A 22,648-nucleotide genomic window follows, 5' to 3' on the forward strand; every position below is an offset into this window, starting at 1 on the left:
TACGGGATTCAGGAAGGAAATGGCATGAAGGTCGTGGTCGGCATGTCCGGCGGCGTGGACTCCTCGGTGACGGCCCTGCTGCTCAAGCAGCAGGGCTACGCGGTCACCGGCCTGTTCATGAAGAACTGGGAGGACGACGACGATTCGGACTACTGCTCGACGCGCCAGGATCTGGTCGATGTCGCCTCGGTGTGCGACGTCATCGGCATCGACCTCGAAGTGGTCAATTTCAGCGCGGAGTACAAGGACCGCGTGTTCGCCGACTTCCTGCGCGAATACGAGGCCGGCCGCACGCCGAACCCCGACATCCTGTGCAACTCCGAGATCAAGTTCCGCTGCTTCCTCGATCACGCCATGCAGCTCGGCGCCGAGCGCATCGCCACCGGTCACTACGCCCAGGTGCGCGAGTGGACCAACGACGGCCGCACCGAGTACCAGCTGCTCAAGGCCGAGGACGGCACCAAGGACCAGAGCTACTTCCTCTACCGCCTCAACCAGGCGCAGCTGGCGAAGACGCTGTTTCCGCTCGGTGCGCTGTACAAACGCGAGGTGCGCAAGATCGCCGAGCAGGCCGGCCTGCACGTCGCAGCCAAGAAGGACTCGACGGGGATCTGCTTCATCGGCGAGCGCCCGTTCCGCGAGTTCCTGATGCGCTACCTGCCGACGAAGCCGGGCGAGATCCGTTCGCTCGACGACGAGCGCGTGCTGGGCGAGCATCAGGGCCTGATGTATCACACCATCGGCCAGCGCAAGGGCCTGCACATCGGCGGCCTCAAGGGCAACCAGGACGAGGCGGGCGAACACGACGCCTGGTACGTGGCGAAGAAGGACATCAAGGCCAATGTGCTGTACGTGGTCCAGGGCCACGACCACCCGGCCCTGTTGCGCGACCGTCTGGTGGCGACCGACCTCAACTGGATCGCGGGCCGCGACCCGCACACCAACTGGGTGTATACGGCCAAGCCGCGCTATCGCACGCCCGACCAGCCGTGCGAGATCGACCGCATCGCGGACGGCAGGGCCGAGATCGCCTTCGCCCAGCCGCAATGGGCGCTCACGCCGGGGCAGAGCGTCGTGGTCTATGAATCCAAGGTCTGCCTGGGCGGCGGCATCATCGTCTGAGCTCCGCCGGCACGCCGGTCTTCCTAGTAGGGCAGCGGGCCGGCCAGCGGGGGCTGGCCCTGCAGGCGGGCGCGGGCGGCGAAGGTTTCCATGCGCTCGATGAACTCACGCGTGCTCTTGGGCATCGGCACGCGGGCGCGGGTGATGAAGGTGACGAGGTCGCGCCCCTGCAGCAACAGGCGCTGGCCGTCGGCGGCGAGTTGCTGATCCGCGGCATTCACGCTGTGCGAGAGTTGGGGCGCGAAGGCGGCGAGCTCTTCGGATGCGACGACGAAGTCCGACCACACGTCGAAGATGTCCGGGTCGGTACGCAGGGTCTCGCACTTGACCTTGGCAGCTGTCGTGAAATGGGCGATCAGTCGCTGGATGCCGTCGTACATCGGAATGGCCCCGAGGGTCGAGGACATGACGGCGCCCAGTCGGTCGATGTCGCGCAGTGTCTGGGCGATCTTGATGTAGCGACTGTCGTAGAAGGCCTCGACCGGAATCGAGAAGGCGCGGAAGGGTTCGCCCCACAACTCGTCGATGCCTTCCTCGCCGCTGCGGTGCAGGACCAGGCGTCCGAGGTTGAGTGCCTCCTGCAGGCAGAAGCCGCACTCGCGCATCAGCGCGTTGTCGGTGTCGATCTCGATGCCGAGTTCCTGCAACTCCACCAGCTTGGTGAAGATGTCGGTGGCGCGATTGAATAGCGCACCCGCCAGCATCGCGCCCTTGACGCGCTTGCGCGCGGGATCCTGTTCGGCCTCGTAGGCGCGCCGCGTGTCGTCCAGACGTTTGCCGGGGATGTTGATGCCGTGCTCGACGTGATTGAACAGCCGGCGCGTCAGCGCCTGGATGAGCTGCTTCTTCGCCTTCAGGGAGTCGGCCGGCGGATCGTAGACCTTGATCCAGTAGCCGTCGTAGTACACACGACGCATGCCGTCGATGATGGCCACCGTCCCTTCGGCGATGGGCGGGTTTATGTCCGTCTCGACTTTCATTGCGTCCGGAACCGTTCCAGTGTGCTGGCCGCGACCGTCAGGTGCTGCTGACGGGGCGGTTGTCGGCGTGGGCCGAAAGGCGGCGGGTCGCCAGGGTGCGACGACGCTTGGCGATCACCTTGAAGCGCCAGAACGCCTGTGCGCCCAGGTAGCCGATGAGGGCGCCGGAAACGGCCATGATCGCCATGCCCAGCAGCAAGGGCTGCCCGATGCCGGTGATCCAGGTCCAGGCCTGGCTGAGCGAATCCAGTACCGCGAAAGGGGCTTCCGCCGTCTGGGCCTCGACCGCGGCCGGTACCGGCGCACCGATGATGTGCGCACCCAGCCGATAGGCGAAGTAGTAGAGCGGGCCGTAGGTGAAGGGGTTGCTGACCAGCGTCGAGACCGCGGCGATCCACAGGTTGCCACGCAACAGCAGCGACGCGATGGCGGCGGCGGGAATCTGCGCCACCGGGATCATCAGCCCGAAGAAGGCGCCGACCGCTACACCGCGCGCCACGGCGCGGCGGTTGATGTGCCACAGCAGCGGGTCGTGGATGCGCGGTCCGAGCCAGCGCAGCAGGCGACTCTGCTTGATGGTGTCGTGCGAAGGCAGGAAGCGTCCGAGCATGGTCCGGTCCGGGGCGAATGCGGCATCTTACGCAATGCGGAGGAAAGAACAAGCTCCCCGCCCGAGGGAGCTTGGACCGTCGGTTTCCGTCTTGCAAGTGGATGATTCTCGGCCAGTTCGACCGCATCCGCCGTGAGGAATTCACCACCTGGACAACAATCCCTCCGCGCCCTGTGACGGGGAGGGCGCCATCACGCCTCAGAGCAACTCGGAGGGGATCACGGCCCGCAAGACCGTCTGGGTTTCGTCGTCCCTGACCCGGTTGGTGAACCACCACAGCGCCCCCTTCTTGATCGTCCAGTCCGCTTCCTCGCCGGATAGCAGCAGGGCAGCGAGACGGCCGAGCGCCGGCTGGTGGCCGACGACGAGCGCGGCACCGCTGGCGTCCGGCCAGCCCGTGGCCGCCAGGATGTCGGCCACGCTGCCGTCGGGGGCGAGGCTGCTGACGATCTCGAAGTCGTCGGCGAAGGCGCTGGCCGTCTGCCGGGTGCGCAAGGTCGGGCTCACCAGCACGCGCAGGTGCTTGGGCTTGTTCTCCGTCAGCCAGGCGGCCATGCGCCTGGCCTGCTTGTGGCCGCGCTGGGTGAGCTCCCGGGCGTGGTCGGGGCTGCCGTCGACCGCTTCGGCGTGGCGCCAGAGCAGGAGATCCATTCGCTTCTCCGTTGAATCAGGGGCCCGCATCATGCGTCCTGACTGTTGCAGGGGCATGACGTCGCTGCCTTGCGCTGAGGTCGTGCTCACCATGGCGCCTTGCCCCACAGCAGCGGCTCGCAGTCATGCAGCACGCGCCGCCGCAGCCGTGCGTAGCGGGGAGCGTGCCAGCCCAGCACGAAGGCTGCTGCCGCCTGCAGCGACGGGTCGGTCTGGCTCCAGGCCCGCAGCCGCCCGCGCGCGATGTCGACGTCCTGCAGGAAACCCAGTGTGCCCTGCGCCCGCACCAGACCTTCCTGATAACGCGCAACGGCTTTGTGGGGGAACAGCGGGGCGAAGAACTCGATGCCGTAGCGCAACTGCTTGAAGCCGATGCGCAGGACGTGCAGGCGCGTCGGCTCGAGCGTGCTGGCCGCATCGAACTGACGGCGCGCGCGCTTGCGCAGCCGTGCCATGCGCAGCCGGGCGAAAGTGCGCAGATCGGCCGCGGCGACGAGGCTGCCGCCGGGAAGCTGCAGCAGTTCGGCGCTGAGTTCGAGCAGGAGCCGCCCTTGCATGGCCGTGTCGAGGGCCTGTGCGGCGGCGTGGCGGGCGTGCTCGCGCGCACGCGCGACCGTTTGCAGCAGGCCGGCGTACGAGGCCTCGTCGGCGAGTCCCTCGGCGATGACGGGTTCGAGCAGCTCGGTGTAGAACACGTCGAGGTCGCGGGCGTCGCCGAAGCGGTTGGCATTGTCCCGCAGGCGCGCGTTCCACTGGCCGGCGAACTCGGCAGGCAGCGCAGGTGCAAAAAGCTTGATCAGGGCCCGCAGGCGGCGCAGTGCGACGCGCAACTGATGGATGAAGTCCGGAGGAATCGCGTCCGCGTCATCGATCGACAGTGCCGCTGCGGCGTTGGCCTGCCACTGGCGTACGCAGGCGAAGGCGAGGCTGCGAAAGGCTTCGACCACGTTCTGCCCGGCTTCGAGCGTCGATGGCTCGGCGCGTGCGGCTTCGAGCGGTGTGCCGAGGAACAGGCGGTAGCCGCGTTCCGCCTTGGAAATGTCGGCCGGCATCAGCGGCAGGGTCTGTGCAAGTTCGCAGGCGAGAGCGAAGAGATCGGCCGGCTGTCCCTGTTCCAGCTCGAGCTCCAGCTCGCAGATCGGCGCCTGTCGCGCGATGCCGTCGGGCGTGGTCACGCTCACCTCGCCCTGGTCGATCATCAGCAGGATGCTGACGCCTTCGCGCGGGCTCAGGCGACGCGTTTCACGGCGAAAGCGGGTGGTGAATACCGGCACCAAGGCGTCGGCATGGCGCGCGAGCAGTTTGGCGGCCTCAGGCACGTCCACCTGCGAGAAATCGAAACTGCCCGAGTAGGGCTGCTCCCATTCGGGGCGCTGCGACAGGCCGCCGCTCGACACCGCGGCGCACTTCACCGTCTGCAGCCAGATGCGTCCCTGGCGGCGGGTGCGCAGCGCGACCTTGCGCGCCTTGAGCTGGAGTTCGGGTGTGTCGTAATACGTGTTGTCGAGGGTGACGGCATTGCCGAGCTTCTCGGCGCCGGCCAGCAGGGGATGGCGGCGCAGCGCAGGCAGCGCGGATCTTGGCAGTGCGAGCTTCAGCTCGATTTCGTGGCTCATGACGCTTTTCCCCCGGCAGGGGACTCGATGGAGGGCGGCTTGATTCTAGTCGCCCGCTTCCGGCGCGTCATGCACGGCTTGATGACAGCCCGGGGCCGCCGTTCTCACTCGTCGAACACCTGCCCCCACAAGGCGATGACCGGTCGGCGTGCCGTCTCGGCCTCGTCCTCGGGAACGCGCGAGGGCAGGTCGTTCAGGCGTTGCCGGTGCTGCAGGCGGCGCAGTTCGCGATAACTGTCGGCGCAGGCCGCCGCCAGGTCGGCCGGGATCAGCCCGAGTTCGCCGCTGATCCGCAGCAGCGCGATGTTGCCGAGGTTGCCAGTGAGCTGGGGGTGTTCATGCGCATGACCCAGCACCAGGTACTGGATCAGGAACTCGACGTCGATCAGGCCGCCGGTGTCGTGCTTCAGATCGAACAGCTCGCCACCCTTGCTGCCATGGGCGTCGCGCATCTTGTGGCGCATGGCGAGCACTTCCGCGCGCAGCGTATCAAGGTCGCGCTTCATGCGCAGCACCTCGCAGCGGATGCGTTCGAAGGCTTCGCCGATGGCGCGATCCCCGGCGGAAAAGCGGGCGCGCGTGAGCGCCTGGTGTTCCCACACCCAGGCCGATTCGAGCTGGTACTTGCGGAAGGCTTCGAGCGAGGTCGCGATCAGGCCGGAATCGCCGTTGGGGCGCAGCCGCAGGTCGGTCTCGAACAACTGCCCGGCCGCGGTCTGGCTGGACAGCCAGGTGTTGGTGCGCTGCGCGAGGCGCGTGTAGACCTCGGCTGACTCCGGCGCGTCGTCGTCGTACAGGAACACGATGTCCAGGTCCGAGGCATAGCCCAGCTCCTTGCCGCCGAGCTTGCCGTAGCTGATGACGGCAAAGCGCGGCGTCTCGCGGTGGCGGATCTTGATCCGGCTCCAGCAGCGCGGCAGGGTCAGGTCGAGCATGATGTCGGCCAGCTCGGACAGATGGTCGGCGAGCTTCTCGACCGTCAGCAGCCCGGCGATGTCCTGTGTCAGCAGGCGGAACACCTGGGCGTGGTGCTGCTCGCGCATCACGTCCATCTGGCGCTCCATGTCGGGCTCGAGGGCGTCGAGTTCGGCGGAGAGGCTTGCGCGGAGGGCCTTGAAGTCCGGCGCGGTCTTGAGGTTGCGCGCGTCCAGCATCTCGTCGAGCAGGATCGGGTGGCGGGTCAGGAACTGTGCGCCCCAGCGCGATGCGCTCATCAGGTCGGCGACGCGGCGCAGGGCCTGCGGATACTGCTGCAGCAGCGCGAGGTAGGCGCCGCGTCGGCCGATACCTTCGAGCAGGTCGAGGCAGCGGGCGAGCGTGTCGTCCGGTCCCGGGGTGGCCGCGGCCGCCTCGATCACGCGCGGCATCAGCGCGTCGAACCGGCTCTTGATGTTGTTCGGCAGCTGGCGGTAACGGGGGCTGGCATGAATGGAGGCGAGGCGTTCGGCCCCGGCGCGGGGGTGACGGTAGCCGAGTTCGCCCAGCGCGTGGGCCACGCTGTCGACGTCCTCCGCGCCGGCCCAGGTCGCGTCGAGGCTATGGTCTTCCTCGGACGGGTCGCCGAAGACCGCCTCGAAATGACGGCTGACGACGGCACGGTGTGCGTCCAGCGCGTCGATCAGTGCCGGATAGTCGGCGAAGCCCATCGCCTCGGCGATCAGGGCCTGGTCGGACGCCTTGCCCGGCAGGTCGTGCGTCTGTGCGTCGTCGAGGTACTGCAGGCGGTGCTCGAGCCGGCGCAGGAAGTCATAGGCCGCGGACAGCTCGTTTACGGCTTCGGCCGACAGGATGCCGCGCTCGGGCAGCAGGGCGAGCGCCTTCAGCGTCGGGCGCACCTGCAGCGCCTTGTCGCGACCGCCGCGGATGAGCTGGAACACCTGGGCGATGAATTCGATCTCGCGGATGCCGCCCGGGCCCAGCTTGACGTTGTTGGCACGGTCGCGGCGGGCCACCTCGCGCCGGATCTGCGCGTGGAGGTCGCGCATGGCGTTGATGGCGCCGAAGTCGAGGTACTTGCGGAACACGAAGGGCCGGGCGATGTTCTGCAACTCGGACCAGCGCTCGCCGCGCAGCACGCGCGCCTTGATCCACGCGTAGCGCTCCCACTCGCGGCCCTGGGTGACGAAGTAGTTCTCCAGCATGTCGAAGCAGCACACCAGCGGGCCCGAATCGCCGTTGGGGCGCAGGCGCATGTCGACCCGGAACACCTGGCCGTGTTCGGTGATCTCGGCCAGCGTCTGGATCAGCTGCTTGCCCAGCCGTTCGAAGAACTCGAAGTTGCTGATGACCTTCTTGCCGCCGGTGTCGCCATCCTCGGGGTAGATGAAGATCAGGTCGATGTCGGAGGAGACGTTCAGCTCGCGCCCGCCGAGCTTGCCCATGCCGATCACCAGCAGTTCCTGTTCCCAGCCGGTGGGCGACAGCGGCAAGCCGTAGCGTTCGACGAGCGCGGCGCGCAGCACGTCGTGGGCATGGCAGATCGCCACCTCGGCCAGCACCGTCATCGTCTCGGTGACTTCGGCAAGCGGCGCAGCGCAGCTCAGGTCGCGCACGATCAGGTGGCACAGCACCCAGATGCGCAGCTGGCGCAGGGCCGGTCGCAGCGCGATTTCGGCGCTCCCGGACGCCGCTTCGCGTGCGGCCAGGAAGCGCTCCATCGTCGCCGCGTCGATCGCGCCGCCGATGCTTTCCGTCAGGGCCCCGCCCAGCCACGGATGGCAGTCGAGCATGCGCGACAGATAGCGAGAATGGCGGCGGGCATCCTGCACGGACTGGGGCAGCGGCTGCGATGCGTTCTGGATGGCGGACATGTTGCGGCTCCGGTGCCTTGGGTGTGATCGTTGGTAGAATGTGGCCCCTCGCGGCAGTTGGTGCCGGCGGGCGCAGAAAGACTAGTTTAGCCGCGCCCGGCCGTCCGGCGTGTGCCTGCGGGAGCCCGGGAGCGGGGCCATGCGCAATCCTGCGCGGTGTGGTCGTCCGTCCTTCCCGAATTCCGGCCCGGCAAGCCGGTGCGATCCCTGATGAATCCGCTGCCCGAGCCCCCCTCCGCATCGCCCGCGCCGCCTGTGCCTTGCCGCAGGCCTTGGGCGCGCGTGCGTGCGGTGGGCGGCGGCGCGTTGCGCGCCCTCGTGCTGCTGTGGATCGTGTTCGCGGGTGTGCTGCTGCTTGTCCGCCACGTGGTGCTGCCTTCGGTGGGAGAGTTCCGCGCCGAGATCGCGGCCGCGGCCAACAAGGCGCTCGGCCTGCCCGTGGCGATCGATGCGATCGAAGGACGCTGGGATGGCTGGCGCCCGCGTCTGGTGCTGCAGCGAGTGAGCTTCACCGACGAGGCCGGACAGGCCGTCTTGCAGCTGCCGCGAGTGGATGCGACGCTGGCCTGGTCCTCCCTGCTGCGGCTGCAGCCCCACTTCCACCGCCTCGAGATCGCCTCGCCCGAGATCGCGTTGCGGCGCGAGCCCGATGGCCGCCTGCGGGTTGCCGGGCTGGCGGTTTCCGCCGGCGGTGAGCGTGACAGCGGCACGCTCGACTGGCTGCTGGCACAGCGTCAGATCGTGATCCACGACGCCCGGGTGCGCTGGGACGATCGCCTGCGTGGCGCTCCGGAGTTGCTGCTCGAGCAGGTCGAGTTCCGCCTTGACCAGCGTCTCGGTCCCCGGCGCTTTGCGCTGCGTGCGCAGCCGCCGCAGGCGCTGGCCTCGACGCTGGATGTGCGTGGGGAGTTGCGGCGCTTCGATCCGGCCAGTCCGTTGGCGTCGACCGGGCGCCTCTACGTGTCGCTGGATCGGGCCGATCTTGGCGGGTGGCGACCTTGGGTCGATTACCCTTTGCCGCTGGAGGGCGTGGGCGGCGTTCGCGCGTGGCTCGAGTCGCACACCGAGTCGCGCTTCGATTTTTCGCGCGGGCTGGATTTTGCCCGAGCACCGGCGCGCGGCTTGTCCGTCGCGGCCGATCTTGCCCTCGACGGCGTGCGCACACGGCTCGGTGAGACGCTGCCGGTGCTCGAACTGGAGCGGCTCGACGGACACCTCAGCGTCGATGTCGAGCCCGACGGCTACAAGGTCGCCACGCGCGGCCTCGCGTTCCGCACGGGAGACGGGGTGGCGCTCGCGCCGACCGACCTCGACCTGGCGTTCCGCAACCGCGATGGGGGGGGCGGGGGCAGCCTTGCGGCAAATCAGCTCGATTTCCCCGTGCTGGCGCGGCTGGCCGCCCATCTGCCCTTGAGCGATGGGGTGCGCGAGCAACTCGCGGGCCTTGCCCCGCAAGGCGTGCTCAGCGCCCTGCGTCTGCGCTGGCAGGGTGATCCCGCGGCGCCGGACAACTGGGGCGTTTCCGCTCGCTTCGCCGGGCTTGGGCTTGCCGCCCGCGACAGCCTGCCGGGGCTCGGCGGACTGAGCGGCAGCCTCGACGGAGACGAGCGCGGGGGACGTTATCGCCTCGACAGCCGCGATGCCCATATCGATCTGCCCGAGGTGTTCGAGTCGGGCCGCCTGGCGTTTGCGCAGTTGCGCGCTGAAGGGGGATGGCAGCGGCGCGATGGGCGGCTCGAGATCACGCTCGACAGCGCGCGCTTCGAGAACGTCGATGCAGCCGGGACCGCGTCCGGCGTCTACCGCCCCCAGCCGGATGGAGCGGGCGAGATTGACCTGCAGGCGCGTCTCTCGCGTGCGGAGGGGACGTCCGTCTGGCGCTATCTGCCGCGTGTGGTCAACCAGGACACGCATGAATGGGTCCGCAGGGCGATCCGCCGTGCCGAGGTGCCCGAAGCCAACCTGCGCTTGCGCGGCGCGCTCGACGACTTTCCGTTCCGCGAGGGAGGAGGCGAGTTCCGCGTGACGATCCGGGTCGTCGACGCCTTGCTCGACTACGCGCCGGGCTGGCCTTCGATCGACGGTATCTTCGGCGAGGTGCGCTTCGAGGGGCCGGGCCTGCGCATCGAGGCGGCCCGCGGGCGCATCCTGGGCGTGGCACTGTCCGAGGTCGTGGCCGAGGTGCCCGATCTCGATGCCATGCCCTCGCCGGTGATGCGCATCGCGGGCAAGGCCGCAGGGCCGACCGCCGAGTTCCTGCGCTTCGTTTCCGAGAGCCCGGTGTCGGCACGCATCGGCGGCTTCACCGAGGGCATGCGGGCCGAAGGCCGGGGTGCGCTGGACCTGCGCCTTGCGCTGCCGCTCAAGGAGATGGACGCGTCCACGGTAGATGGCGAATTCCGCTTCGGTGCCAACCGCCTGTGGTTGGTGGAGGGGCTGCCCGTGCTGGAGGATGCCGGGGGGCGCCTGCGCTTTACCGCCGATTCACTGTCCATGCCGGAGGCACGGGCGCAATTCCTCGGCGCGCCGGCGCGAATCACCGCGCGGACGCAGCCCGATGGCGTGGTGCGTTTCGATGCCGGCGGCGCGCTGAATGCGTCGGCGCTGGCGGCCGTGTGGGACCTGCCGGTCGCGGACCATCTGTCGGGCAGTGCGCCATGGCGCGCCGTGGTGCAGATCGACAAGGGCGCGACACGGCTGGACGTGGATTCGGAACTGGCCGATCTGAGCTCCAGCCTCCCGGCACCGCTCAACAAGCGGGCCGGCGAGCGCTGGCCATTGCGCGTGCGCTTCGAGGCGCCTGCTGAAGCGACGGCGAAACGGCCCCCGCGCACGCTGATGCTGAGCCTCTCCGATTGGCTGAAGGCGGAACTCGAATGGCCGGGGGACGGGACGCCCGTGCGCGGGGGGCTCGGTCTCAATGCCGCAGCGCGTGAGCCCCTGCGCATGGCCGAGCGTGGGCTGATGGTGGCGGCGACTTTCGAGTCGCTGGATGCGGATGCGTGGCGCAGGGTGCTCGACACCGGGAGCGACGCGCCGTCAGCCGGGGTCGGCGCGGCCGGTTCGCTGCCGCTGGCGGGCGTGTCCGTGCAGGCAGGGCAGCTGCAGGCCTTCGGCCAGCAGTTGAAGGACTTCAGCCTGCGTGCCGTCGCGGACGAAGGCGGCTGGAAGGCCAGGCTCGCGAGCGATCGCGCAGTCGGGGAACTCGACTGGCGCGACGCGGGCGCGGGCGCGCTCCATGCCCGCCTGGATCAGCTCCGCGTCGGTGATGCGCAGGAGGGCGACGGCGAGAGGACGGCACCGGGTGCCGAGTCGGCCAACGACGAAGACCAGACGCCACCGCGCCATTTGCCCGCCCTGGACGTGGTCGCGGAGCGTTTCGTGCTGCGCGGCAAGGAGTTGGGGCGTCTTCAGCTGTTTGCCCGCAATCGCGCGGGCGTGTGGCAACTCGAGCGTCTCGACGTGGCCAATGCGGACGGTCGCCTGCGCGGCAGCGGCGAGTGGCGTACCGCGGGTCGCCAGGCCACCGCGCTCGACTTCAATCTGGAGACGGCCGACATCGGTCGGTTCGCGAAACGCCTCGGTTACGACGAGGTGGTGCGCGGCGGCAAGGCGACACTGAGCGGCCGGCTCGACTGGCAGGGCGCCCCGACACGCATCGACTACCCGACCCTGGGTGGCAGCATGAAGCTGCGGGCCGAAGCCGGACAGTTCAACAAGCTGGAGCCGGGGGTCGGGCGGCTGCTCGGCATCCTCAGCTTGCAGTCTCTGCCGCGGCGCATCACGCTCGATTTTCGCGATGTCTTTTCCGAAGGATTCGCCTTCGATGGCATTTCCGGTAGCATCGACGTGGTCCGCGGTGTGATGCGCACTGAAGACCTCGAGATTCGCGGACCTGCTGCCCGCGTGCGCATGCGGGGCGCAACCGATGTGCAGGCGGAGACGCAGGACCTGCGCGTGGCGGTGCAGCCGACCCTGTCCGAGTCGGTCGCCATCGGCGCTGCGGCCGGCCTGCTGAATCCGGTCGCCGGGGTCGTGACCTACCTCGCGCAGAAAGCGCTGAGCGACCCGATCGAAAAGCTCTTCGCCTACGAATATGCGATCACTGGCTCCTGGGACGACCCCCAGGTCCAGCGCATCAGCGCGACGCAGCCGGCGCCCGCGCAGTGAGGCCGAATCCGCCCGGCACGAACGCAACCACGAACCGAAGTCCTGCATGAATCCAGCACGCTCCGCGCCTCCTTCCCCACGTTCCGCAGCCGGATCGTTCCGCATCGCCGCCATCCAGACCGTGTCCGGGCCCGACGTGGCGCAGAACCTGGAGGTGGTTGCCGGCCTGGTGGCCGAGGCCGCCGCCACGGGTGCGCGACTCGTTGCGCTGCCCGAGTACTTTCCGGTGATCTCCGCCGACGAACAGGCCAAGGTCCGCATTCGCGAGCACGACGGCAGTGGTCCCCTGCAGTCCTGCCTTGCCGATCTGGCGCAGCGGCACGGGGTGTGGCTCGTCGGTGGCACGATCCCGCTGGTGGCCGAGGCCGACGACAAGGTGCGCAACAGCACGCTGGTGTTCGACGATCAGGGACGGCGCGTTGCCCGCTACGACAAGATCCATCTGTTCGGCTTCCAGCGCGGCGCGGAGCGCTACGACGAATCGGCCTCCATCGAGGCCGGTGCCGAGGTGTGCGCCTTCGACGCGCCGGTCGGGCGCGTTGGGCTGTCGGTGTGCTACGACTTGCGCTTCCCCGAGCTTTTCCGCGCGATGCGCGAGGTCGATCTGATCATTCTGCCCGCCGCATTCACCTACACCACCGGCCGTGCGCACTGGGAGGTGCTGCTGCGCGCGCGCGCGATCGAGAACCAGTGCTACGTCATGGCGCCGGCACAGGGCGGGCGCCATCCGAGCGGGCGCGTCACCTGGGGGCATACGATGATCATCGACCCTTGGGGCGAAGTGCTGGCGTGCCAGGAAGAGGGGCCCGGCGTGGTGCTGGCCGATCTCGATCCGGCGCGCATCGCCAGCGTGCGCGAGAGCCTGCCCGCGCTGCGTCACCGTTGCCTCGTCTGACGCCCGAGAACCGAACACGGCGCGATCGTTTTCGCGCACCGCCGGTCCAATCCGGCAACGAATCCAAGGATTACGCATGAGCAAGAGCCAGAACCCGCTGAAGATCGCCGATCGCTACCTGCTGTCCCCGCATGGCCTCGGGGAGGCCGAGCTGGAGAAGACTTTCCGCAAGCTGATGCGCCACGACATCGACTTTGCCGACCTGTACTTTCAGTACCAGCGCTCCGAGGCCTGGAGCCTGGAGGAGGGCATCGTCAAGTCGGGTAGCTTCGACATCGAACAGGGTGTGGGCGTACGTGCGATCAGCGGCGAGAAGACCGCCTTTGCCTACTCTGACGACATCTCGCTCGATGCGCTGGTCGGCGCTGCGACCGCGACGCGGGCGATCGCCGCAGCCGGTGAGCGGCGCCGCGTCGGCATCGTGCCGCACAAGCTCAAGACCCGCCTGTACCGTGCCGACGACCCGCTCGATTCGCTCGACGACACGTCCAAGGTCAAGCTGCTGGAGCGCCTCGAAAGCTTCGCCCGCGCCGAGGATCCGCGCGTCACCCAGGTCATGGCGCACATCGCGGGTTCGTGGGAGGTGGTGATGGTGGCGCGCAGCGACGGCCATCTGGCAGCCGACGTGCGTCCGCTGGTGCGGGTGTCGATCACCGTGATCATGGAAGAGAACGGCCGCCGCGAGCAGGGCAGTGCCGGCGGCGGCGGCCGTTACGACTACGGCTACTTCTGCGACGACCGCCTGCACGACTACGCCCGCGCCGCGGTGCATCAGGCCAGCGTCAATCTGGCGGCCGACCCGGCGCCGGCGGGCACCATGCCGGTGGTGCTGGGGCCTGGCTGGCCGGGCATCCTGCTGCACGAGGCGATCGGCCATGGGCTGGAAGGCGACTTCAACCGCAAGGGCAGCTCTGCCTTCTCCGGGCTCCTGGGTCAGCAGGTCGCAGCCAAGGGCGTCACCGTGGTCGATGACGGCACCCTGCAGGACCGCCGCGGTTCGCTGTCGATCGACGACGAGGGCAACCCGACCGAACGCACCGTGCTGATCGAGGACGGCATCCTGACCGGCTACATGCAGGACATGATGAACGCACGACTGATGGGCATGCCGCTGACCGGCAACGGCCGGCGCGAATCCTTTGCCCACCTGCCGCTGCCGCGCATGACCAACACCTACATGCTGAACGGCGACAAGGACCCGGAAGAGATCATCAAGTCGGTGAAGAAGGGGCTGTACGCGGTGAACTTCGGTGGTGGCCAGGTGGACATCACGTCGGGCAAGTTCGTGTTCTCGACCGCCGAGGCCTACCTGATCGAAGACGGCAAGGTCACGCGACCGGTGAAGGGCGCGACGCTGATCGGCAACGGTCCCGACGTGCTCACCAAGGTGAAGATGATCGGCAACGACATGATGCTCGATCCGGGCGTGGGCACTTGCGGCAAGGACGGCCAGAGCGTGCCGGTCGGTGTCGGCCAGCCGACCCTGCGCGTCGACGGGCTGACGGTGGGCGGTACGGCCTGAGAAGGTCTTACCCCGGCGGTGCCCGGTCTCGGGTTCAGCCACCGCCATGTGAGTTCAGAAAAGGGCCAGCTGTGGCCCTTTTTGCCGTGGCGGTCGAAAGGCCGTGGTGTCCAGGTTGCGACGCGAACGCCCCAGGCCCAGTCGGGCATGCAGCCGGTTCATGCGCTGGCGGTAGAGTTCGGCCACCACCCCTTCGCCGCGCATGCGACTGCCGAAGCGCGGATCGTTGGCGCGTCCGCCGCGCAGGTCGGCGACGCGGCTCATGACGTGCCGCGCACGGTCGGGGACATGGGCGTGCAGCCAGTCCTCGAATACGTCCTTCAGTTCGAGCGGCAGACGCAGCACGACATAGCCTGCGGTACGCGCACCGAGCGCGTGGGCCGCCTCGACCACCGCTTCCATCTCGTGATCGTTCAGGGCCGGAATCAGCGGCGCAAACAACACGCCGACCGGCACGCCGGCTTCGTGCAGGCGGCGGATCGTCTCGAGCCGCCGTGCGGGGCGGGCGGCGCGCGGCTCGAGACGGCGAGCGAGCGCGTCGTCGAGCGTCGTCACCGAGACCATGACCTCCACCAGATCATGTCGTGCCAGCTCGGCCAGCAGGTCGAGGTCGCGCTCGATGAGGGCCGACTTGGTGATCAGGCTGACCGGGTGGCGGGCTTCGAGCAGCACTTCGAGCAGTTGCCGCGTGAGACCGGTGTGGCGCTCCACCGGCTGCCAGGCATCGGTGTTCATGCCGAGCGCGATCGGCGCGCAGCGGTAGCCGGGCGCGGCCAGCTCCTTGCGCAGCAAGTCTGGGGCATCGGGCTTCCAGAACAGCTTCGTCTCGAAATCCAGCCCGGGCGACAGGTCGAGGTAGGCGTGGCTGGGGCGGGCGAAGCAATAGACGCAGCCGTGCTCGCAGCCACGATAGGGGTTGATCGAGCGATCGAAGGGGATGTCGGGCGAGCTGTTGTAGTTGATGACGCGGCGTGCGTTGTCGACGAAGAGCTCGGTACGCAGCGGTGCTGGCGCGTCGTCGTCCGGCCAGCCGTCATCGAAGGCGTCGCGGCGATGGACGAGGAAGCGCCCGCCCGGGCGGATGGTGCTGCCGCGCCCGCGCAGCGGCGACGTTGAGGTCAGCGCCGGTATTGCCAGCGAGATGGGTGCTGAGCTGTTTTTATATACAGTCATGAGGCGGAAGTGTCCGCCTCATGATTCCTGTCGTCAAGTGTGTGCAGGGGGCGAAACCGGGGCTTCGATCGAGGCGCCCGTAGCCCGTCTCAGCCCTGGACCGGCTTCTTGACCTTGTCCTTCAGGTCGCCGGCTTCGTGCTTGTCGCCCGAGCAGTTGCTCGGCAGGTTGATCTGCGCGGTCGACAGCAGGCTGGCGGCCTGGGCCGGGGTGCAGATGGAGTAGGCGAGCGCCGTCGTCGTGATGAGGGCGGCGATGGTCTGGCGTTTGATCATGTCTGGCTCCGTGGGATCTTCTTCGTTGTTCAGCGATCGACCGCCGGGCCTTCTCCGCGGAACAGGTCGGGAGTCAGGCCGTGGCGCTGCAGCAGCCGGTAGAACTCGGTGCGGTTGCGTTCTGCCAGTCGTGCGGCATCCGAGACATTACCGGCAGTCAGCTTCAGGATCTGTATCAGGTAGTTTCGCTCGAAGCGACGCTTGGCCTCGGGGTAGCCCAGTGCCTCGATCGGTCTCACGCGCAGGGCGCGCTCGACGAGGGTGCGCGGGATCAGCTGGGTCGTCGCCAGTGCGCAGACCTGCTCGACCACGTTCTGCAACTGGCGGACATTGCCGGGCCACTGGGCGGTGGCGAGTGCCTCCAGGGCGTCGGGGGCGAAGCCGCTGAGGTCCTTGGCGTATTTGACGGCTAGTCCGCGAAGGAAATGCTCGGCCAGCAAGGGGATGTCCTCACGTCGTTCGGCGAGTGTCGGTAGCTCGAGGCTGACGACATTGATGCGGTAGTAGAGATCCTCGCGGAACTGTCCGTCGGCGAGCGCGGCATCGAGGTCGCGGTGCGTTGCCGAGATGATGCGCAGGTCGACCGGCTCGGCGCGCGTGGCGCCGACGGGGCGCACCGCCCGCTCCTGCAGCACGCGCAGCAGCTTGACCTGCAGCGCGAGCGGCATGTCGCCGATTTCGTCGAGAAAGAGGGTGCCACCGTGAGCGGCCTGCAGCAGGCCCGTGTGATGGTGGGTGGCGCCGGTGAAGGCGCCGCGCACGTGGCCGAACAGCTCGGATTCGAGCAGGGGCTCGGGGATGGCGCCACAGTTGATCGCGACGAAGGGCGCCGCGGCACGCGGACTGGCGCGGTGGATGGCGCGTGCAAGCAATTCCTTGCCCGTGCCGCTGTCACCGCGGATGAGCACGCTGGCATCGGACGCCGCGATCAGACGGGCCTCGTCGAGCAGGGCGTGCATGCGCGCGCTGTGACTGATCAATTCGGCGCGCCAGTCCTCGTCCGCCTTCGGGCCCGTGCCCGGCGTCGGCGCAGTCCGCTGCAGCGTCTGGGCAAGGGTGGCGAGCAGTGCCTGGCTGTCGAACGGCTTCGTGAGGTAGCCCGCGACGCCGCGCGAGGTGGCCTCGACGGCATCGGGAATCGTGCCGTGGGCCGTCAGCAGGATGACGGGCAGTGCCGGGTGTTGTTGGCGGATCTCCTCGAACAGCGCAAGGCCGTCACCGTCAGGAAGGCGCACGTCGCTGAGGACGAGGTCGAAGCGTTCGACGCCCAGCAGGCTGCGAGCGGCTTCGATGCTCGCGGCAGCGCTGACGCGATAGCCGTTCGCCTTCAAGCGCATCGACAGCAGCCGCAGCAGGTCGGGGTCGTCATCGATCAGCAGCAGCTGCGGGCGGTTGCGGGCGGGCGCCGTCGCAGGCTGGCGAAGACTCGTCATGGGCGCCTCACCGCTGCGGTGCCGGGCCGCGTGGCGCGAGGCTGCGCTCGATCTCTGCCAGGGCGTCGAGCTTGCGCTGCAGCGCTGCGCTGCGCTGTTCGCTCTCTTCCAGCGCTGCCGTGCTGCGTTCGAGTTGCTCGGTGAGGCGTTCGTTGAGCGTGCTGAGTCGCTGCCTTTCGCTGAGCTGTTCCAGCAGGGCACGTGCGTAGGGGTGCAGCGCGCGGGCGTTCGGGTCGTCGGCTGCGAGCAGGCCTTCGAGCAGGCTGCGGGCGCGTGCGAGGTTGGGCGGTCGTTGCCCGGCGGCACGGATCGCACGTGTCAGTGTCTGTTCGGCGAGATTGACCTGGGCGACGGGGCGCGGTGCTTCGGCCGGCGGCGCGGGAGGCGGCACCGCGCTGCAGGCCGCGAGGCCGGCGAGCCCAAGCACCGACACGATGCGCCAGGCCGGCGGCAGCAGGGTTCTAGGTCGCATGGGGCAACTCGATCCGGAAGTGGGCGCCGCGCTCGGCGGGCAGCGCGAACACCTTGCCGCCATGGGCGGCGATGAACTCGCGCACGATGGCCAGCCCCAGCCCGCTGCCTTTGGCGCTGCGCTGGTCGGGCTGGCTGCCCTGGAAGAAGGGTTCGAAAATGCGTTCCAGCTCTGCCGTCGCGATGCCGGGGCCGCTGTCGATGCAGTCGATGAGCACGGTCTCGCCATCGCGGGCGAGCTCGATGCGGATGCGATCGCCCGCGGGGCTGAAGCCGATCGCGTTGGCCAGCAGGTTGGACAGGGCGATGCGCAGCTTGCCGGCGTCGGCCTGGACCAGCGGGGCCTCGCCGTCGATGTCGATGCGAATGCCCCGCGCCTGGGTCTGGAGCTGAAGCTCGGCAACGGTTTCGCGCACGAGTGGCAGCAGTGCCGTGGCGCGCAGTTCGAGCCTGCGGGCGTCGAACTGGGTCGCGTTGTAGTGCAGGAGCTGTTCGATCCGTTCCTGCAGTGCGCGGGTGTTGTGTTCGAGAATGGCGCTGACCTCCCGTTGCTCGGGCGTGAGCCGCCCGAGGACTCCGTCCGCCAGCAGCGAGACGCCCTCGCGCAGTGAAGCGAGCGGTGTCTTCAATTCGTGCGACACGTGGCGCAGCACCCGGTTGCGGTGCGCCTCGAGTTCGGTCAGGCGGAGGCGTAGCCAGTCGAGCTGCTGGCCGACCCGGCGCAGGTCGGCCGGTCCGTCCACCTCGATGACCTGCGTGAGCTGGCTGTCACCGAGCGCGGCGATCGCCTTCTCGATGCGTCGCAGCGGACGCAGCAGCCACCAGCCGGTGAGTGCGGCGAGCGCAATGGCGATGGCGACTGCGCCGAGGATCTGGGCCGTCAGCTCCTTGCGGCGTGCGTCGAGGGTGTCGAGCAGCGCACGTTCATCCCTTGCCACATGAGCGCGTGCTTCCGCGGCAAGCTGCTCGTTGATCCCGCTAAGCGCCAGCAGGGTCTCGGCACTGCCGGGGGAGGCTGTCGCCGCAGGCAGTGGTGGCCCCGCAAGTTCGCGCCCGACCGCCAGTACGATGTTCCCGGCGTGCTGGCGCCACGTGTCGGCCAGGGGCGCGAGCGCGGGGTCGAGCTGCTCGATGCGCGCGAGCGCCCGCAGCGCTTCATCCCGCGCGGCGAAGAAACGCTCGCGGATGGCTTCATCTTCCAGCACCAGGTACTGCCGGGCACTGCGCTCGAGATCGACCGAGCGTTCGGCCAGTTGCTGCACGCTCGCGTTGAGGGCGATTGCCGCTGTACTGCGTTCGCGGCCCTCGCGCGCGAACTGCTCGAGCGCCATCCAGCCGCTGGCGGCCGCTGCGCCCAGTACGCCGGCGATGAGGAGAAAGCTGGCCAGCAAGGTCAGGCTGAATGACGGACGCAACATTGAAGCCACTCGGCGACAGTTGGAATGCAAGCCCGAGAGTTTAGGGTAGCGAAGCGTGACGTAGATCACGCAAATGCAAGCCCAGGTTACGGACCGACTTCGCTGTCGCTCTCAGGCGACATGGCAATAGCCTTGTAGAACAGGTGCTTGGAAGCATTGCGGGCGATTCGTGTCGGGCTTTGGCGACAACTGGGCATGCCTAGGCTGGCCGTGGGCAACGCGCGATCTCGGGATGTCTGTCGCAAGTGTCTGATCATGAGGGAGAACTCAGGTCAGGCACGGCTTCTGCTAATACGGCTGATGACCGTACCGGACGGTCCGAGCCCAGTTCAAGGAGAAGTCATGTTCAACAAGTCGAATCTGTTCCCGAAAGCCGCCGAACCCCTCAGCCCGCGCGGCCCGTCCGCGCGGCCGGGCATGGGCGTCAGCAACAGTGCCCCGTCCGGTGTGGGCGTGTCAGGCGAGTCGACCTCGCTGCGCGATGCTGCGCCGGCTGCGGCCGTCGCCACGCCCGTCGAGGAGACGAAGGTGCCAGAGGCCTTCGATGGGGCCGCCGGTGGTGGCAGCCGTCTGATCGTCGGCCCCGACGTCAAGCTGAAGGGCGCCGAGATCCTCGACTGCGACACCCTGGTCGTCGAAGGCCGCGTCGAGGCGACGATGGACAGCCGTGTCATCCGTATCGCCGAGAATGGCGCCTATGCGGGGACGGTCGGCATCGACGTCGCCGAGATCCACGGACGCTTCGAAGGCGAACTGACCGCGCGCCAGCAACTGATCATCCATGCCACCGGCCGCGTCAGCGGCAAGATCCGCTACGGCAAGATCCTGATCGAGGAGGGCGGCGAGATTTCGGGTGACGTTCAGTCGCTGGCCAAGGCGGGCGCGAAGGAGGCCCTGCGCGCGGTGGAGAGTCGCAGCACGGAAAGCAAGCCACTTGCGGCGGTGGCTGGCTGAGGCTGGAGGGTGCCGGTCGCGGCTCGCGTAGCGCGGGCCGGCCGGTCTCAGTTGGCGGGCGTGGTCGCGCTGGCGACCGTGCCGGCTGCCAACTGCTGGGGCTGCCAGCTCCAGTGCTTCTCCCACGCGGCACGCACCAGGTTCGGGTATTCGGCCTTGCCCAGGCTGCCGTTGTAGCGGCCGAGCGCGCGGAAGAGGTTGCCCTTTTCGATGTCGAGGTAGTGGCGCAGGATCGTGCAGCCGTAGCGCAGGTTGGTGCGCAGGTGGAACAGGTTGTCGTCGGGCCGGTTCATGACCTTGAGCCAGAACGGCATGACCTGCATGTAGCCGCGCGCGCCGGCGGACGAGATCGCATACTTCCGGAAGTTGCTCTCGACCTGGATCAGGCCGAGCACCAGCTGAGGGTCCAGCCCGGCGCGCGTCGCCTCGTAGTGGATGCTGGTAAGCAGTTCGGTGCGGTAGCTGGCATCGGGGATGCGCTTCTGCAGGCGGCGCGACATTTCCGCCAGCCATTGCGCGCGTTCGCCGGCATCCGGGATCGGTAGCGTCGGCGCGGCTGCGTCACTTACCGCTTCGTGCAAGGCCGCCCGTACGCTGGCCGCCAGCGGCTCGTACTGCTGCGCCCCCGCGACTGCCGTGCCGCTCGCCAGCGCGAGCAGCAGCGCGGCAGCGAAGCGGGTCAGTGAGCCATGGGGGCGCATGACGGATCAGGCCTTGTCGAGGGCGCCCAGCACGTGGGCTGCGATGTCGCCGACGGCCAGCTTGGTCGCTTCGGCATCGCGACGCCCCTGGTATTCGACCAGGCCCTCCTTCAGCCCGCGGTCGCCGATGGTGACGCGGTGCGGCACGCCGATGAGCTCCCAGTCGGCGAACATCACGCCCGGACGTTCGTCGCGGTCGTCGAGGACGGCGTCCACGCCGGCTGCGATCAGCGCGTCGTAGAGCGTCTGCGCCTCGTCGCGCACCGCCTGCGACTTGCCCCAGCCCACCGGGCAGATCACCACTTCGAAGGGGGCGATCGCGCGCGGCCAGATGATGCCGCGAGCGTCGTGGTTCTGCTCGATCGCGGCGCCCAGGATGCGGGTGACGCCGATACCGTAGCAGCCCATCTCGAAGTGCTTGGGCTTGCCGTCCTCGTCGAGGAAGGTGGCGTTCATCGCCTTGGAGTACTTGGTGCCGAGATAGAACACGTGGCCGACCTCGATGCCGCGCTGGATGGCCAGCACGCCCTTGCCGTCCGGGCTGGGGTCGCCTTCGATCACGTTGCGGAGGTCGGCCACCAGGTCGGGCTCGGGCAGGTCGCGGCCCCAGTTGACGCCGGTGAAGTGGAAGTCCGCGTCATTGGCGCCGCAGATGAAGTCGGCCATGTGGGCGACGGTGCGGTCGGCGATGACCTTCACCGGCTTCTTCAGGCCGATGGGGCCGAGGTAGCCCGGCTTGCAGCCGAAGTGCTCGAGGATCTCGGCCTCGGTGGCGAAGCGGAAGCCGGACTTCAGGCCCGGAAGCTTGCCGGCCTTGACCTCGTTCAGTGCGTGGTCGCCGCGCACCAGCAGCAGCCAGACGGTGACGCCGGCCGGGTTGCCCTTGTCGTCGAGGTCGTCGGTGGCGAGCACCAGCGACTTCACCGTGGTGGCGAGCGGCACGCCGAGCAGTTCGGCGACGTCCTCGCAGGTCGCCTTGCCGGGCGTGGGGGTCTTTTCCAGCGCCTTGGCGGGTTCGGCGCGGCGCGCGATCAGCGACACCGCCTCGGCCAGCTCGATGTTGGCCGCGTAGTCGGAGTCGGGGCAGTAGACAATGGCGTCCTCGCCAGTGTCGGCGATGACCTGGAATTCGTGCGAGCGGTCGCCGCCGATGGCGCCGGTGTCGGCCGCCACCGCGCGGTATTCTAGACCGAGGCGGTCGAAGATGCGCTTGTAGGCGGCGAACATGATGTCGTAGCTGCGCCCGGCGGCTTCCTCGCTGCGGTCGAAGGAGTAGGCGTCCTTCATCGTGAACTCGCGCCCGCGCATGACGCCGAAGCGCGGACGGCGCTCGTCGCGGAACTTGGTCTGGATCTGGTAGAAGTTCTTCGGCAGCTGGCGGTAGCTCTTGAGCTCCTGGCGCGCGATGTCGGTGACGACTTCCTCGGAGGTGGGCTGCAGCGCGAAGTCGCGTTCGTGGCGGTCCTTGAAGCGCAGCAGCTCGTCGCCCATCTTGTCCCAGCGCCCGGTCTCGTCCCACAGCTCGGCGGGCTGAACCATCGGCATGATCAGCTCCATGGCGCCCGCGCGGTCCATCTCCTCGCGCACGATGGTCTCGACCTTGCGGATCGAGCGCAGGCCCATCGGCATGTAGCTGTAGATGCCGGCGGCAACCTTGCGGATCATTCCGGCGCGCAGCATCAGCTTCTGGCTGACGACTTCGGCGTCGGACGGGGCTTCCTTGAGAGTGAAGAGATGGAACTGGCTGGCGCGCATGAGGGTCTTTGCGTAGAAGGCGTTGTGTCGAGCGCGGGATTCTAGCGCAAGGCACTGCCTCGGAAGGACTGGATCGGCTTCAGGCTAGTCGA

The 22,648-nt window shown here is 68.5% G+C and carries 17 protein-coding genes; 5 read left to right on the forward strand and 12 right to left on the reverse strand.

Annotation, left to right across the window (positions count from 1 at the left end; genetic code table 11):
- Positions 1-24 precede the first annotated feature (24 nt).
- On the forward strand, positions 25-1,122 hold the full coding sequence (gene mnmA, locus AC731_RS19230; protein ID WP_004258968.1) for a tRNA 2-thiouridine(34) synthase MnmA: 1,098 nt from the start codon (positions 25-27) through the stop codon (positions 1,120-1,122).
- A 23-nt stretch (positions 1,123-1,145) separates the two neighbouring features.
- Here the strand turns inward: mnmA and AC731_RS19235 are convergent, their stop codons facing one another.
- The 5 genes from AC731_RS19235 to glnE form a co-directional block, all read right to left on the reverse strand.
- Complete coding sequence (locus AC731_RS19235; protein WP_156480746.1) at positions 1,146-2,102, reverse strand: hypothetical protein; 957 nt, start codon at positions 2,100-2,102, stop codon at positions 1,146-1,148.
- A 37-nt stretch (positions 2,103-2,139) separates the two neighbouring features.
- Positions 2,140-2,712, reverse strand: a complete 573-nt coding sequence (locus AC731_RS19240; RefSeq protein ID WP_004258959.1) for a DUF2062 domain-containing protein — start codon at positions 2,710-2,712, stop codon at positions 2,140-2,142.
- Between the two features lie 198 nt (positions 2,713-2,910).
- A complete protein-coding gene (sixA, locus tag AC731_RS19245; RefSeq protein ID WP_004258957.1) occupies positions 2,911-3,363 on the reverse strand; it encodes a phosphohistidine phosphatase SixA in 453 nt (150 codons plus the stop codon).
- Between the two features lie 86 nt (positions 3,364-3,449).
- Entirely contained in the window at positions 3,450-4,979 is a 1,530-nt protein-coding gene (locus tag AC731_RS19250) for a CYTH and CHAD domain-containing protein (protein ID WP_004258954.1), read from the reverse strand.
- Positions 4,980-5,083: 104 nt separating this feature from the next.
- Entirely contained in the window at positions 5,084-7,789 is a 2,706-nt protein-coding gene (gene glnE / locus AC731_RS19255; protein WP_004258951.1) for a bifunctional [glutamate--ammonia ligase]-adenylyl-L-tyrosine phosphorylase/[glutamate--ammonia-ligase] adenylyltransferase, read from the reverse strand.
- Positions 7,790-7,999: 210 nt separating this feature from the next.
- Here glnE and AC731_RS19260 point away from each other — a divergent pair, with 210 nt between their 5' ends.
- The 3 genes from AC731_RS19260 to tldD all read left to right on the forward strand — a co-directional run bounded on the left by AC731_RS19260 (position 8,000) and on the right by tldD (position 14,376).
- Positions 8,000-11,959, forward strand: a complete 3,960-nt coding sequence (locus AC731_RS19260; RefSeq protein ID WP_048708516.1) for a YhdP family protein — start codon at positions 8,000-8,002, stop codon at positions 11,957-11,959.
- Between the two features lie 46 nt (positions 11,960-12,005).
- Positions 12,006-12,854, forward strand: coding sequence for a carbon-nitrogen hydrolase family protein (locus AC731_RS19265; protein WP_048708518.1), 849 nt, complete (start codon positions 12,006-12,008; stop codon positions 12,852-12,854).
- A gap of 76 nt (positions 12,855-12,930) precedes the next feature.
- Positions 12,931-14,376 carry a metalloprotease TldD gene (gene tldD / locus AC731_RS19270; RefSeq protein WP_048708520.1) on the forward strand — a complete coding sequence of 482 codons (1,446 nt, stop codon included), beginning with the start codon at positions 12,931-12,933 and terminating at the stop codon, positions 14,374-14,376.
- Positions 14,377-14,430: 54 nt separating this feature from the next.
- On the opposite strand, the gene AC731_RS19275 is transcribed toward tldD, so the two are convergent.
- The 5 genes from AC731_RS19275 to AC731_RS19295 form a co-directional block, all read right to left on the reverse strand.
- Entirely contained in the window at positions 14,431-15,549 is a 1,119-nt protein-coding gene (locus AC731_RS19275) for a PA0069 family radical SAM protein (protein ID WP_004258938.1), read from the reverse strand.
- An 89-nt stretch (positions 15,550-15,638) separates the two neighbouring features.
- Positions 15,639-15,824 carry a hypothetical protein gene (locus tag AC731_RS19280; protein WP_004258933.1) on the reverse strand — a complete coding sequence of 62 codons (186 nt, stop codon included), beginning with the start codon at positions 15,822-15,824 and terminating at the stop codon, positions 15,639-15,641.
- Positions 15,825-15,853: 29 nt separating this feature from the next.
- On the reverse strand, positions 15,854-17,257 hold the full coding sequence (locus AC731_RS19285; protein ID WP_048708522.1) for a sigma 54-interacting transcriptional regulator: 1,404 nt from the start codon (positions 17,255-17,257) through the stop codon (positions 15,854-15,856).
- Positions 17,258-17,264: 7 nt separating this feature from the next.
- A complete protein-coding gene (locus tag AC731_RS19290) occupies positions 17,265-17,729 on the reverse strand; it encodes a hypothetical protein (protein WP_004258927.1) in 465 nt (154 codons plus the stop codon).
- On the reverse strand, positions 17,719-19,146 hold the full coding sequence (locus AC731_RS19295) for an ATP-binding protein (protein WP_048708524.1): 1,428 nt from the start codon (positions 19,144-19,146) through the stop codon (positions 17,719-17,721). The genes AC731_RS19290 and AC731_RS19295 overlap by 11 nt, the downstream gene beginning before the upstream one ends.
- Before the next feature lie 342 nt (positions 19,147-19,488).
- Between AC731_RS19295 and AC731_RS19300 the strand changes: the two genes are divergently transcribed.
- Positions 19,489-20,100, forward strand: coding sequence for a bactofilin family protein (locus AC731_RS19300; RefSeq protein ID WP_048708526.1), 612 nt, complete (start codon positions 19,489-19,491; stop codon positions 20,098-20,100).
- Between the two features lie 47 nt (positions 20,101-20,147).
- On the opposite strand, the gene AC731_RS19305 is transcribed toward AC731_RS19300, so the two are convergent.
- Positions 20,148-20,801 carry a lytic transglycosylase domain-containing protein gene (locus tag AC731_RS19305; RefSeq protein ID WP_004258916.1) on the reverse strand — a complete coding sequence of 218 codons (654 nt, stop codon included), beginning with the start codon at positions 20,799-20,801 and terminating at the stop codon, positions 20,148-20,150.
- Positions 20,802-20,807: 6 nt separating this feature from the next.
- Complete coding sequence (locus AC731_RS19310; protein WP_048708529.1) at positions 20,808-22,556, reverse strand: proline--tRNA ligase; 1,749 nt, start codon at positions 22,554-22,556, stop codon at positions 20,808-20,810.
- Between the last annotated feature and the right edge of the window lie 92 nt (positions 22,557-22,648).

The sequence above is a fragment of the Thauera humireducens genome (assembly GCF_001051995.2).
GTDB lineage: Bacteria > Pseudomonadota > Gammaproteobacteria > Burkholderiales > Rhodocyclaceae > Thauera > Thauera humireducens.

Bases quoted from the DNA above. Each gene is read 5' to 3' on its own strand.
- mnmA (WP_004258968.1), top strand. From the start codon at position 25: ATGAAGGTCGTGGTCGGCATGTCCGGCGGCGTGGACTCCTCGGTGACG.
- AC731_RS19235 (WP_156480746.1), bottom strand. From the start codon at position 2,102: ATGAAAGTCGAGACGGACATAAACCCGCCCATCGCCGAAGGGACGGTG.
- AC731_RS19240 (WP_004258959.1), bottom strand. From the start codon at position 2,712: ATGCTCGGACGCTTCCTGCCTTCGCACGACACCATCAAGCAGAGTCGC.
- sixA (WP_004258957.1), bottom strand. From the start codon at position 3,363: ATGGATCTCCTGCTCTGGCGCCACGCCGAAGCGGTCGACGGCAGCCCC.
- AC731_RS19250 (WP_004258954.1), bottom strand. From the start codon at position 4,979: ATGAGCCACGAAATCGAGCTGAAGCTCGCACTGCCAAGATCCGCGCTG.
- glnE (WP_004258951.1), bottom strand. From the start codon at position 7,789: ATGTCCGCCATCCAGAACGCATCGCAGCCGCTGCCCCAGTCCGTGCAG.
- AC731_RS19260 (WP_048708516.1), top strand. From the start codon at position 8,000: ATGAATCCGCTGCCCGAGCCCCCCTCCGCATCGCCCGCGCCGCCTGTG.
- AC731_RS19265 (WP_048708518.1), top strand. From the start codon at position 12,006: ATGAATCCAGCACGCTCCGCGCCTCCTTCCCCACGTTCCGCAGCCGGA.
- tldD (WP_048708520.1), top strand. From the start codon at position 12,931: ATGAGCAAGAGCCAGAACCCGCTGAAGATCGCCGATCGCTACCTGCTG.
- AC731_RS19275 (WP_004258938.1), bottom strand. From the start codon at position 15,549: ATGACTGTATATAAAAACAGCTCAGCACCCATCTCGCTGGCAATACCG.
- AC731_RS19280 (WP_004258933.1), bottom strand. From the start codon at position 15,824: ATGATCAAACGCCAGACCATCGCCGCCCTCATCACGACGACGGCGCTC.
- AC731_RS19285 (WP_048708522.1), bottom strand. From the start codon at position 17,257: ATGACGAGTCTTCGCCAGCCTGCGACGGCGCCCGCCCGCAACCGCCCG.
- AC731_RS19290 (WP_004258927.1), bottom strand. From the start codon at position 17,729: ATGCGACCTAGAACCCTGCTGCCGCCGGCCTGGCGCATCGTGTCGGTG.
- AC731_RS19295 (WP_048708524.1), bottom strand. From the start codon at position 19,146: ATGTTGCGTCCGTCATTCAGCCTGACCTTGCTGGCCAGCTTTCTCCTC.
- AC731_RS19300 (WP_048708526.1), top strand. From the start codon at position 19,489: ATGTTCAACAAGTCGAATCTGTTCCCGAAAGCCGCCGAACCCCTCAGC.
- AC731_RS19305 (WP_004258916.1), bottom strand. From the start codon at position 20,801: ATGCGCCCCCATGGCTCACTGACCCGCTTCGCTGCCGCGCTGCTGCTC.
- AC731_RS19310 (WP_048708529.1), bottom strand. From the start codon at position 22,556: ATGCGCGCCAGCCAGTTCCATCTCTTCACTCTCAAGGAAGCCCCGTCC.